The organism is Cupriavidus sp. 05L411, assembly GCF_056398045.1.
This window is the reverse complement of sequence record NZ_JBFTOQ010000002.1, coordinates 330292-341682: the sequence shown is the minus strand read 5'-3', so window position 1 is coordinate 341682 and position 11391 is coordinate 330292. Positions and strand designations below refer to the sequence as shown.

Below are 11391 nucleotides of genomic sequence, written 5' to 3'. Positions count from 1 at the left end.
CTTATCTATTGTGTGTTGTCTGTTGGCCCGGAGCGGCTTGGGGTGCGTGCTAACATTCGCGGATGCAAGCATCCGTCTCCCCGTCTTCCTCCAGCGCTGCGCCGCGCAAGCTAGTCATCGCCTCCCGTGAAAGCCGTCTGGCTATGTGGCAGGCCGAGCATGTGCGTGCTGCATTGCAACAATACTATCCCGCGTGCGATGTGTCCATTCTCGGAATGACGACGCGCGGAGATCAGATTCTAGACCGTACTTTGTCCAAGGTTGGCGGCAAGGGCCTGTTCGTCAAGGAACTCGAGATCGCGATGGCCGAAGGCCGCGCCGACCTCGCCGTGCACTCCCTCAAGGATGTGCCGATGGAGTTGCCTGAAGGGTTTGCCCTGACCGCGATCATGGAGCGCGAGGACCCGCGCGATGCGCTGGTCTCAAGCCGCTTCGCCTCGCTGGACGACATGCCCGCTGGCACCGTGGTAGGCACCTCCAGCCTGCGCCGCGAAGCCGCGTTGCGCACCCGCTACCCCCAGCTGGTGATCCAGCCGCTGCGCGGCAACCTGGATACCCGCCTGGCCAAGCTCGACCGCGGCGACTACGGCGCCATCATCCTGGCCGCCGCCGGCCTCAAGCGCCTCGGCCTGGCCGACCGTATCCGTGCCGTGCTGGATCCCGTCAGCTCGCTGCCGGCAGCCGGGCAGGGCGCGCTGGGTATCGAGATCCCGTCCGGCCGCCCCGAGCTGGCCGCGTGGCTGGCGCCGCTGAACCATGCGCCCAGCGCGCTGGCCGTGACCGCCGAGCGTGCCGTGTCGCGCATGCTGGGCGGTTCGTGCCAGGTGCCACTTGCCGCGCATGCGCGTTGGGAGGGCACGCAACTGCACATCGACGCCTTCGTGGCGCTGCCCGATGGCAGCCGCTGCGTGCGGGCCCAGTCCGCGGCCGTGGTGGAAGGCGCCGATGCATCCAGCCAGGCCGAAGCGCTTGGCAAGGCCGTTGCCCAGGACCTGTTGGGGCAGGGCGCGGCTGACATTCTCGCGGCGCTGGCGGAACCGGCGTCCCCCCAAGCCCCTGCCTGAGACCGGCCCATGCCCCGCCCGACCGTCGTTGTAACACGACCCGCCGGGCAGTCCCGGCAACTTACCGAGGCCTTGTCGGCCGCCGGCCTGGACGTGCTTGGCTTTCCCCTGCTGGCGATCGGCCCCGTGGCCGACGATGCCCCCTTGCGCGCGGCGCTGGCGCAACTGGCGGACTTCACGCTGGTGGTCTTCGTCAGTCCCAATGCCGTGGCCTTCGCACTCGATGCGCTGGCCCAGGTGCAGGACAAGCCCGCGCCGCAGTGGCCGGCATCCGTAGCGGTAGCCGTGGTTGGCCCCGCCAGCGTGGCTGCGCTGGCCGAGCGCGGGATTGCCGCGCCCAACTACCGCGTGATCGCCCCGGCGGGTTGCACGACCGGCCATGAGGCAGACAACGGCGACGCCGCCAACGGTGGCGACGGCGCCGCGGCGCGCTTCGATTCCGAGGCCCTGTGGCAACAGCTTGAAGCCCAGCTTGGTGCCGGGGCGCTTGCCGGACGTAAGGTCTTGATCATCCGTGGCAATGGCGGACGCGACTGGCTGGCCGAGCGCCTGCGCGCCGCCGGCGCCGAGGTGCAGGCGGTCGAGGCCTACCAGCGCTCGGTCCCCACGCCCGGCAGCATGCAATGGCAAGCCGTGCGCGACGCGCTCAAGCCGGGCGCGGCACCGCAGGCCTGGCTGCTGACCAGTTCCGAAGCCGTGCGCAATCTCGATGAGATGGCGCGCCAGGCCCTGAGCCCGCAAGAGCTTGCCTGCCTGCGCCAGGTGCAGTGCATCGCGCCCCATGCGAGAATCGCCGAACAGGCCTTGGCCCTCGGGTTCTCGCACTTGCTGCGCGCCGCACCCGGAGACGAAGGCCTGCTGGCGGCTTGCCGCCAGTGGGCGCAGGCGCATGCCGGCCCGCCGGCGCCGATGCCTGTCGCGGCGCCGCCGGCTGCCGCCGCGCCCGTCCCGCTCGCCACGGTGCCGCCACTCCCGGCACCACCACCAGTCAACCCACCGCCCGCAACGTCAACGAAGGTCGATCGCGTGACGCAAGACAATACCGCTCCTCCCGCTTCCAGCCCGCCTCCCGCGGCTGGCGCCTCGCTGCCCGCGCGCGGCGCACCCCGCGTCAATCCATGGTGGTTGCTGCTGTTCCTGCTGATCCTGGCCATCGGCGGCGGTTTCTGGTGGCTGCAGCAGCGCGTGGACCACCTGACCCAGGAACTGGCGCGGCGCCAGCAGAGCAACGATGCGCTGGTGCAGGAAACCCGGGTGCTCTCGCGCAACGCGCAGGACACCGTCAAGGAACTGCAGGCCAAGGTTGGCGCGCTGGACGGCCAGGTGGGCGAGGCCCGCGACAAGCAATCCGCGCTGGAGCAGGTCTACCAGGACCTGATGCGCAACCGCGACGACTGGGAGATTGCCGAGATCCAGCAACTGCTCACCAACGCCGGCCAGCAACTCCAGCTGACGGGCAATGTGCAGGTAGCACTGGCCGCGCTGCAAAGCGCCGACACGCGCCTTGCACGGACCGACAAGCCGCAGTACAACCTGCTGCGCCGTGCCATCGCCCGCGACGTGGCGCGCATGAAGGCCGTGCCGGATACGGACCTGACCGGTGCCGCCATCAAGCTCGATGAAGCCATCAACCAGATCGATACGCTGCCCTTGCTGTCGAGCGAGCGCATGCTCGAGCGCAGTGAAGCGGATGCGCGCAAGACGGACGGGAAGGTGGAGGCTGTCGACAAGCCCGCCAAGCCCACCGGCGCCAAGGCTGGCAAGAATGCCGCCAAGGACGAGGCCGCGCCGGCCGGCAACGCGATCGGCAACTGGTTTGGCCGCCTGTGGGGCAATGTGCGCGACGAGCTGATGCAGGTCATCCGCATCCGCCGCGTGGATGATGCCCAGGCACTGCTGCTGACCGGCGACCAGGGCTGGTTCCTGCGCGAGAACGTCAAGCTGCGGCTGCTCAATGCGCGCCTGGCGCTGCTGTCGCGCAACGAGCCGGTGTTCCGCAATGACCTGGCGGCCGCGCAAGCCATGATCGGACGCTATTGCGACACCAAGTCGCGCCGCGTGCAGGCCGTGCTGACCCTGCTCAAGCAGGCCCAGGCCGGCGCCGTGACGGTGCAGTTGCCCACCATGGCGGAAAGCCTCGGCGCGCTGCAAGCGCTCAAGAAGGAGTAGCGCATGCGGCTTCTTTTCTGGGTAGCTATCCTGTTCGGCGGCGCGGTCGGGCTCGCGCTGTTCACGCAATTCAACCAGAGCAACCTGGTTCTGTTCTACCCGCCTTACCGGGTTGAGCTGTCGCTGAACCTGGCGCTGGCCCTGCTGTTGCTGGCGTTCTTCGTGGTCTGGACCATCCTCAGCACTGCGCGCCATCTGTCCGAGATGCCGGCGCGTGCCGCGGCCTACCGCGAGCGCAGCCGCATGAACCGCGCGCAGGCGGCCTTGCGCGAGTCCATCGAGAACCTGTTCGCCGGCCGCTTTGCCCGTGCCGAGCGTACCGCGCGCGAGGCCCAGGCCTGGCCTGAGCAGGCCCAGACGGCAGCGCTGATCGGCGCCCGCGCGGCGCACCGCATGCAGGAAACCGAGCGGCGCGACGCCTGGATGGCGCAGGTGACCGACCCCGAGCGCGAGCAGGCCCGGCTGGTGTCGATGGCCGAGTTGCTGGTCGACGCGCGCGATGCCGAAGGCGCGCTGGAAACCATCGCGCAGCTGCAGGCCCAGGGCGCGCGCCAGATCCATGTGCAGCGCATCGCGCTGCGTGCCCACCAGCACCTGAAGAACTGGACCGAAGTCCTGCGCCTGGCGCGCTCGCTGGAAAAGCGCAACGCCCTGCATCCTGTGCTGGCGTTGCGCCTCAAGCAACTGGCCTGCGAGGCCCTGCTGGAGGAGCGCCGCCACGACGTGCAGGGCCTGCAGGATTTCTGGCGTTCGTTGTCCACCGACGAGCGCCGCGCGGCCCGCATCGCCGAGCCCGCAGCGCGCTATTTCGCGGCGCTGGGCCGTCAGGATGAAGCGCGCAAGATCGTGGAGGACGCGCTCAAGGTCAACTGGGATAGCCGGCTGGTCTTGCGCTATGCCGAATGCGCGGAGCCAGGACGTGCGCTGCCGCAGATTCAGCAGGCGGAGAAATGGCTGACGCAGCATCCTGTGGACGCGGATCTCTACTTCACGCTAGGCGTGCTGTGCCTGGGCGAGAAACTATGGGGCAAGGCGCAGTCCAGCTTTGAGCGGGCGTTGAAATATGCGGATGCTGACCTGCAGCGCAGGTTGCGGGTTCGGGCGCATCTGGCGTTGGCTAAGATGTTTGAGGAGACCGAGCGGCCTGAGGAGGCGCAGCGGCATTATCGGGAGAGTGCGATTTTGGCGGCTTGAGGGGTTGGGTTGGGGTTGATGTCAACTGCAAAATCGGCTTAAGTTCCAAGGGCTTAGCGTCAAAGTCAAAGGCAGTTTCACCACCCCTGTGGGGCGGCGACCTACTTTCTTGTCTTGCCAAGAAAGTAGGCAAAGAAGGCACGCCGGATGGGGCGACTACCCCTCGGGCTTCGACGAAAAGAGCGGCCGGGACCCAAACTCGCATCGCCTTAGGGCGATACTCAGACATGGGTCCCTCTTTTCCGCTCTTTTCGCCGAATCCCGAGGCGCCCCATACGGCCTCTGAACACCTCCACGGCTCGCTTCGCATCGCGCGCGGGTTTTTCCCGCCCTCCGGGCGGGAAAAACCCGGCTGCAATGATTCGTTGCTTACGGCTCTTTGGCTCTCAGTCGCCGTGGGGCTGTGCAGAGTCGATTCCTGCCTTCTCCTTCGCTACTGAATACCGCGCCAGGGTTTCCTTACGGGCCACGTCGTGTTGCACGATCGGCCGCGGGTAGTTTTCCCCTAGCTTGACTCCGGCTGCGAGCAACACATCCTCCGAGGCTGTCCAGGGTGCATGTATGTACTTGTCCGGCAGGCGCGCGAGTTGCGGCAGGTATTTCCTGATAAATCGTCCCTGCGGGTCGAATTTCTCAGACTGGGTGGTGGGGTTGAAGATGCGGAAGTAGGGCTGGGCATCGCAGCCGGTGGAGGCGGCCCACTGCCAGCCGCCGTTGTTGGCGGAGAAGTCAAAGTCGCTGAGCTGGTCGGCGAAGTACTGTTCGCCGCGCCGCCAGTCCACGCCGAGGTCCTTCACCAGGAAGCTCGCTACCACCATGCGCAGCCGGTTGTGCATGTAGCCGCTTTGCCGGATCTGCAGCATGGCGGCGTCCACCAGCGGGTAGCCGGTCCTGGCGTTGCACCAGGCCTGGAAGTAGCGCTCGCCGGTGTCGCCATTGACCCAGCGGATGGCATCGTAGGCGGGGTGGAAGGCATGCCCCGCGGCGACCCGGGGGTGGTGGTGCAGGATCATGAAGTAGAAATCGCGCCAGATCAGCTCCGACAGCCAGGTGGCGGCGCCGTCGCTCTCGGCGCCGCCGCGCAACGTGGCGGCGTGGGCGGTGCGGGCGAGCGTGCGGATCGACAGCGTGCCAAAGCGCAGGTGCACCGACAGGTAGCTCGGGCCGCGCAGGGCGGGGAAGTCGCGCCGGCGCGCGTAGTCGCCCATGCGCTCGCAGAACTCGTCGAACAGCGCATGGGCGCCGACGCTGCCGGTGGGCATGGCGATCTCGGCCAGGTTGGTGGGGGCGAAGCCCAGTGCCTCCAGCGTGGGCAGCGGCCGCACGTAAGTCTTCGGCGGAGCGGCCAGTGACTTCAGATATGGCTCGACCGGGTAGGGCTTGAGGTCGAACGGAAGCAAGGCCTTGAGCCAGGCGTTCTTGTAAGGCGTGAAAACCGAGAAGGGCTTGCCCTGGCCGGTCAGGATCTCATCCCGCTCAAAGATCACCTGGTCCTTGAAGCTGAAGCAGGCGCAGGACTGGCTGGCCAGCGCTTGCCTGACTTCGGCATCGCGGGCCAGCGAGGCGGGCTCATAGTCGTGGTTGGCGAACACGGCGGTGACGCCGAGCTCGGCGGCCAGCTCGGGAATGGCTGTGCGCGCGTGGCCGTGCAGCACGATCAGGCCGCCGCCGGCCGCGCGCAGCGCTTCGTCCAGCGGGGCCAGCGAGGCCAGGATGAACGCCACCCGGCGGTCGGCCGCCAGGCCGCGCGCCAGCAGCGGATCCAGTATCTCGCGGTCGAAGACGAAGACGCACCATACCTGGCGGCAGTGCTTGAGGGCATAATGCAGCGCCGTGTGATCGTCGGCGCGCAGGTCGCGCCGGAACCAGACCAGGCCGCGCTCGAACAGCCGGTCGATCCGATAGGGTTGGCGGGCGTCGGCGGGGGATGGGGGCAAGATCGGGCGCTCCGGAAGTTGGGCTGGCGAAGCCTGTTACCCTACCATAGCGTCGGGCATGCGCTGCGCGCTCAGGCTGGCCCGGCATGCCGGCCAGCGTTGTCCGCAGCGCCGAACAGCCGGCCCGTATTTCAGTAATCCAGTAATCCAGATATCAAGAAGCAAGCCATGGCCATGACACTCGACCGCATCCTCCAATCCCAAGGCTTCGGCACCCGCCGCTATTGCGGCGACCTGATCGGGGCCGGCCTGGTGGAGGTCGACGGCACCCTGTGCGAGGATCCGGGCGCCAAGTTCGAGGTCGATGGCCTGCGCCTGACCGTGGACGGCGAGGAATGGATCGGCCACACCAAGGCCTACATCTTGCTGAACAAGCCGGTGGGCTACGAATGCTCGCAGCGCCCGCGCCACCATCCCAGCGTGTACAACCTGCTGCCGGTGCCGCTGCGCCAGCGCGAGGTGCAGGCGGTCGGGCGGCTGGACCAGGACACCACCGGCCTGCTGCTGCTCTCGGACGATGGCCAGTTCATCCACGCCCAGACCTCGCCCAAGAAGAAGGTGCCCAAGGTCTACGAAGTGACGACCGCCGAGCCGGTCACCCAAGAGCAGGTCGATGCGCTGGTGGCGGGCGTGCAGCTGGAGGACGAGCCGGCCCCGATCGCGGCGGCTGCCTGCGAAGCTACCGGCGAGCGCAGCCTGCGCCTTAGCCTGACCGAGGGCAAGTACCACCAGGTCAAGCGTATGGTGGCCGCGGCTGGCAACCATGTGGAAGCCCTGCACCGCAGCGCCATCGGCGGGCTGGTGCTGGAGCCCACCCTGGCGCTGGGAGACTGGCGCTGGCTGACGCCGGAAGACCTGGCCGCCCTGACGCGCAAGGAATAGGCAGGCGGCAGCAAGCGAGCAACGACGCTGGCACAGAGGCCAGCAAGCAAGCGCACCGGATAAGCATCGGAATGTTGCGTTGCGGCATTCCGCGAATCTTTTCCGGACGGATGGCAACGATTTGATAAAATGCAGGAATGGCGACGCTGGAAGCCCCAATCAACCTCACCAATCAGTTCCTGATTGCCATGCCCGGCATGGCAGACCCGACTTTTTCGGGTTCCGTCGTCTACTTGTGCGAGCACAACGACCGCGGCGCGCTGGGCCTGGTGATCAATCGGCCTATCGATATCGATATGGCCACCCTGTTCGACAAGATCGACCTCAAGCTGGAGATCCAGCCGGTGGCGCAGCAGCCTGTCTATTTCGGCGGGCCGGTGCAGACCGAGCGCGGCTTCGTGCTGCATGATCCGGTTGGCATCTATGTCTCGTCGCTGGCCGTACCCGGCGGACTCGAGATGACCACCTCCAAGGACGTGCTGGAGGCCGTGGCCAACGGCAGCGGCCCGCAACGCTTCCTGCTCACGCTCGGCTATGCCGGTTGGGGCGCGGGGCAGCTGGAGGAAGAACTCAGCCGCAATGGCTGGCTGACTGTCCAGGCCGATCCCGAAATCATCTTCAGCGTGCCCCCCGAGGAACGCTTCGCCGCCGCCATACGCCTGTTGGGCATCGACTTCACCATGCTCTCGGGCGAGGCTGGGCATGCCTGAGGACGGAGCGACGCCAGCGCCGCGCCAGTTGCCCTCCGACGGCACCGTCCTGGCCTTCGATTATGGCGAAAAGAAGATCGGCGTTGCGCTTGGCAACTTTGTCACGCGCGAGGCCCGTGCGCTCGTCATCATCCCCAATATCACCGTGGAAGGCCGCTTCGAGGCGGTAACCGCGCTGATCGACGAGTGGGCGCCGGTGCAACTGGTGGTGGGCATGCCCACCAATCCGGACGGCAGCCAGCAGCCTTCGATGCGGCTCGCACGCCGCTTCGGCAACCAGTTGAACGGCCGCTTCGGCCTGCCGGTGGCCTGGGTGGACGAAAGCTACACGTCGATCGCCGCCGAGATGGCCGGCGCCCGCAAGGGCGCGCTCGATGCCGAGGCCGCCAGCATCATCCTGCAACAGTACTTCGACCAGCATCCGCTATGACCCAGACTTCCTCTCTCGACGCCGAGGCGCTCTACCGTACGCTGCGTGACCAGGTGCAGGCCGCGCTGCCTGAGGCTGAACGCGCGCAATGGTCGGTCGCCGGGATCTATTCCGGCGGCGCCTGGATTGCCGAACGGCTGGCCGCCGACCTGCAACTGGCGGCCCACGGGGTCATCAACGTTGCCTTCCACCGCGACGACTATGCCAAGAAGGGCCTGCATAGCCAGGCCCAGCCGACCACGCTGCCCTTTGACGTGCAAGACCGCAAGATCCTGTTGATCGACGACGTGCTGGCCACCGGGCGCACTATCCGCGCAGCCGTCAACGAGCTGTTCGACTACGGCCGCCCGGCCCGCGTCGCGCTGGCCGTGCTGGTCGATCGCGGCGGCCGCGAACTGCCGGCGGCTGCGGACTTTGCCGCCGCGCACGTCGCGTTGCCGCCCGGGACCACGCTGGTGCTGTCGCATGAGGGCACCGGCTCCGACATGCGCTTTGCCTTCGCCGACGAGGCCACCGGCAACTAAGCCTGCCCAGCCCACCGGCCGGCGCGCCCGCAACGGCACGCCGGCAAGCCAGACCCAGACCTGCCCAGACCAGTCAACGCCACCGCCCGGCCCTTTCTACCTGCCATGATCAAGACGTTCCGCAACCCGCAACTGACCAAGAACGGCGAGCTCAAGCATCTGCTTTCGATCGAGGGCTTGTCGCGCGAGATGGTCGCGCACATCCTCGACACCGCCAGCCAGTTCGTCTCGCTGTCCGACTCGGACCGCGAAGTGAAGAAGGTGCCGCTGTTGCGCGGCAAAAGCGTGTTTAACCTGTTCTTCGAGAACTCCACGCGCACCCGCACCACCTTCGAGATTGCCGCCAAGCGGCTCTCCGCGGACGTGCTCAACCTGAACATCAACGCTTCGTCCACCAGTAAGGGCGAGTCGCTGCTCGACACCATCAACAACCTGTCGGCGATGTCGGCCGACATGTTCGTGGTGCGCCACGCCAGTTCCGGCGCGCCCTACCTGATCGCCGAGCATGTCGCACCCCATGTGCATGTCATCAACGCCGGTGACGGACGCCATGCGCACCCCACGCAGGGGCTGCTCGACATGTACACGATCCGCCACTACAAAAAGGATTTCACCAATCTCACGGTCGCCATCGTGGGTGACATCCTGCACTCCCGCGTGGCGCGCTCCGACATCCACGCGCTGACCACACTGGGCGTGCCCGAAGTGCGCGCCATCGGCCCGCGCACGTTGCTGCCTTCGGGGCTGGAGCAGATGGGCGTGCGTGTCTTCCACAATATGGAAGAGGGGATGAGGGGCGTGGACGTGGTGATCATGCTGCGCCTGCAGAACGAGCGCATGAGCGGCGCGCTGCTGCCCTCGGCGCAGGAGTACTTCAAGGCCTATGGCCTCACGCCCGATCGCCTGGCGCTGGCCAAGCCCGATGCCATCGTGATGCACCCGGGCCCGATGAACCGTGGCGTGGAGATCGACTCCGCCGTGGCCGACGGGCCGCAGTCCGTGATCCTCAACCAGGTGACCTTCGGCATTGCGGTACGCATGGCCGTGATGGGCATCGTGGCCGGAAACCACGACTGATCTCATGATGGATAGCGCCCGACCGACAAGGTCCAGGCAAGCCAGAACAACCGAATACAAGCCAAGCGACACGATATGAAGATCCACATCAAGGGCGGCCGCCTGATCGACCCGGCCGCGAACGTCGATGCGCAGCAAGACCTCTACATTGCCGCCGGCAAGATCGTCGGCGTGGGCAGCGCGCCGGCGGACTTCCACGCCAACAAGACGATCGATGCCAGCGGGCTGATCGTCTGCCCCGGCCTGGTCGACCTGTCCGCGCGGCTGCGCGAGCCGGGCTATGAATACAAGGCCACGCTCGAATCCGAAGTGGCGGCGGCCACCGCCGGCGGCGTGACCAGCCTGGTTTGCCCTCCCGACACCGACCCCGTGCTCGACGAGCCCGGCCTGGTCGAGATGCTCAAGTACCGCGCCCGCACGCTCAACCAGACCCACGTGTATCCGCTAGGTGCGCTCACGCTGGGCCTCAAGGGCGAGACGCTGACCGAGATGTCGCAGCTCACCGAGGCCGGCTGCATCGGCTTCTCGCAGGCCGAAGCGCCGATCCGCAACACCCAGGTGCTGCTGCGCGCCCTGCAGTACGCGCAGACCTTCGGCTTCACGGTCTGGCTGCGCCCGGAAGACCCGTACCTCGGTGGCGGCGTGGCCGCCAGCGGTGCCGTGGCGTCGCGCCTGGGCCTGTCCGGTATGTCGGTGATTGCCGAGACCGTGCGCCTGCACACCATCTTCGAGCTGATGCGCGCCAGCGGCGCACGCGTGCACCTGTGCCGCCTGTCGTCGGCCGCGGGCATCGAGCTGGTGCGCCAGGCCAAGCGCGAAGGCCTCAAGGTGACCTGTGACGTCAATATCCATCATGTGTCGCTGACCGACATGGACATCGGCTACTTCAACTCGCAGATGCGCTTCTCGCCGCCGCTGCGCAGCGCGCGCGACCGCGACGCCATCGTGGCCGGGCTGGCCGACGGCACCATCGACGCACTGTGCTCGGACCACACCCCCGTGGACGACGACGAAAAGCTGCTGCCCTTCGCCGAAGCCTCGCCAGGCGCCACCGGGCTGGAACTGCTGCTGCCGCTGACGTTGCGCTGGGCCGAGGAGCACAAGGTGCCGCTGGGCAAGGCGCTAGCCCGCATCACGGCCGAGCCGGCCCGCGTGCTCGGCCTGGCTGCCGGCACGCTGGCCACAGGCAGCGCCGCCGATATCTGCATCTTCCATCCCGAGCAGGAATGGAAGGTCGAGCGCCGCGCGCTCAAGAGCCAGGGCAAGAATTCGCCGTGGCTCGGCTACGAGATGCGTGGGCGTGTGCGCACCACGCTGGTCGGCGGCCACGTCGTCTACGAACTGCACTGAAACTATGCCGGCCCGAGGGAAGTCGGACAAGATGGTACAAGCGAGTTCGCCAGT

Annotated in this window: 10 protein-coding genes; 9 read left to right on the top strand and 1 reads right to left on the bottom strand. The window is 67.2% G+C overall.

Features of this window, described 5'->3' with window-relative positions:
• The first annotated feature begins 62 nt into the window (after positions 1-62).
• From hemC to AC1DQR_RS03815, 3 genes are read left to right on the top strand one after another with little or no spacing between them, the layout of a single operon-like run.
• A complete protein-coding gene (gene hemC, locus AC1DQR_RS03825; protein WP_416049440.1) occupies positions 63-1064 on the top strand; it encodes a hydroxymethylbilane synthase in 1002 nt (333 codons plus the stop codon).
• Positions 1065-1073: 9 nt separating this feature from the next.
• On the top strand, positions 1074-3233 hold the full coding sequence (gene hemDX / locus AC1DQR_RS03820) for a fused uroporphyrinogen-III synthase HemD/membrane protein HemX (protein ID WP_416049439.1): 2160 nt from the start codon (positions 1074-1076) through the stop codon (positions 3231-3233).
• A gap of 3 nt (positions 3234-3236) precedes the next feature.
• On the top strand, positions 3237-4427 hold the full coding sequence (locus AC1DQR_RS03815; protein WP_174422644.1) for a heme biosynthesis protein HemY: 1191 nt from the start codon (positions 3237-3239) through the stop codon (positions 4425-4427).
• A gap of 386 nt (positions 4428-4813) precedes the next feature.
• Here AC1DQR_RS03815 and AC1DQR_RS03810 read toward each other — a convergent pair whose 3' ends face one another.
• Complete coding sequence (locus AC1DQR_RS03810) at positions 4814-6364, bottom strand: cryptochrome/photolyase family protein (RefSeq protein WP_477132551.1); 1551 nt, start codon at positions 6362-6364, stop codon at positions 4814-4816.
• 174 nt (positions 6365-6538) lie between these two features.
• On the opposite strand from AC1DQR_RS03810, the gene AC1DQR_RS03805 reads away from it, so the two are divergent.
• The 6 genes from AC1DQR_RS03805 (at position 6539) to AC1DQR_RS03780 (ending at position 11337) form a co-directional block, all read left to right on the top strand.
• A complete protein-coding gene (locus tag AC1DQR_RS03805) occupies positions 6539-7246 on the top strand; it encodes a pseudouridine synthase (RefSeq protein WP_174422693.1) in 708 nt (235 codons plus the stop codon).
• Between the two features lie 137 nt (positions 7247-7383).
• A complete protein-coding gene (locus AC1DQR_RS03800) occupies positions 7384-7956 on the top strand; it encodes a YqgE/AlgH family protein (RefSeq protein WP_043348720.1) in 573 nt (190 codons plus the stop codon).
• Positions 7949-8386, top strand: a complete 438-nt coding sequence (ruvX, locus tag AC1DQR_RS03795; protein ID WP_416049437.1) for a Holliday junction resolvase RuvX — start codon at positions 7949-7951, stop codon at positions 8384-8386. The genes AC1DQR_RS03800 and ruvX overlap by 8 nt, the downstream gene beginning before the upstream one ends.
• Complete coding sequence (gene pyrR / locus AC1DQR_RS03790; protein ID WP_253931518.1) at positions 8383-8910, top strand: bifunctional pyr operon transcriptional regulator/uracil phosphoribosyltransferase PyrR; 528 nt, start codon at positions 8383-8385, stop codon at positions 8908-8910. Before ruvX ends, pyrR begins: the two co-directional genes overlap by 4 nt.
• A 105-nt stretch (positions 8911-9015) precedes the next feature.
• Positions 9016-9987: an aspartate carbamoyltransferase catalytic subunit gene (locus AC1DQR_RS03785; RefSeq protein WP_416049436.1), complete on the top strand. Its 972-nt coding sequence runs from the start codon at positions 9016-9018 to the stop codon at positions 9985-9987.
• 75 nt (positions 9988-10062) lie between these two features.
• Positions 10063-11337, top strand: a complete 1275-nt coding sequence (locus tag AC1DQR_RS03780; protein ID WP_183036601.1) for a dihydroorotase — start codon at positions 10063-10065, stop codon at positions 11335-11337.
• The last annotated feature ends 54 nt before the right edge of the window (positions 11338-11391 follow it).

Coding starts and splice junctions, on each gene's coding strand:
- AC1DQR_RS03800 (WP_043348720.1), top strand. CDS start 7,384: ATGGCGACGCTGGAAGCCCCAATCAACCTCACCAATCAGTTCCTGATT.
- AC1DQR_RS03780 (WP_183036601.1), top strand. CDS start 10,063: ATGAAGATCCACATCAAGGGCGGCCGCCTGATCGACCCGGCCGCGAAC.
- AC1DQR_RS03805 (WP_174422693.1), top strand. CDS start 6,539: ATGACACTCGACCGCATCCTCCAATCCCAAGGCTTCGGCACCCGCCGC.
- ruvX (WP_416049437.1), top strand. CDS start 7,949: ATGCCTGAGGACGGAGCGACGCCAGCGCCGCGCCAGTTGCCCTCCGAC.
- AC1DQR_RS03815 (WP_174422644.1), top strand. CDS start 3,237: ATGCGGCTTCTTTTCTGGGTAGCTATCCTGTTCGGCGGCGCGGTCGGG.
- AC1DQR_RS03785 (WP_416049436.1), top strand. CDS start 9,016: ATGATCAAGACGTTCCGCAACCCGCAACTGACCAAGAACGGCGAGCTC.
- hemDX (WP_416049439.1), top strand. CDS start 1,074: ATGCCCCGCCCGACCGTCGTTGTAACACGACCCGCCGGGCAGTCCCGG.
- pyrR (WP_253931518.1), top strand. CDS start 8,383: ATGACCCAGACTTCCTCTCTCGACGCCGAGGCGCTCTACCGTACGCTG.
- hemC (WP_416049440.1), top strand. CDS start 63: ATGCAAGCATCCGTCTCCCCGTCTTCCTCCAGCGCTGCGCCGCGCAAG.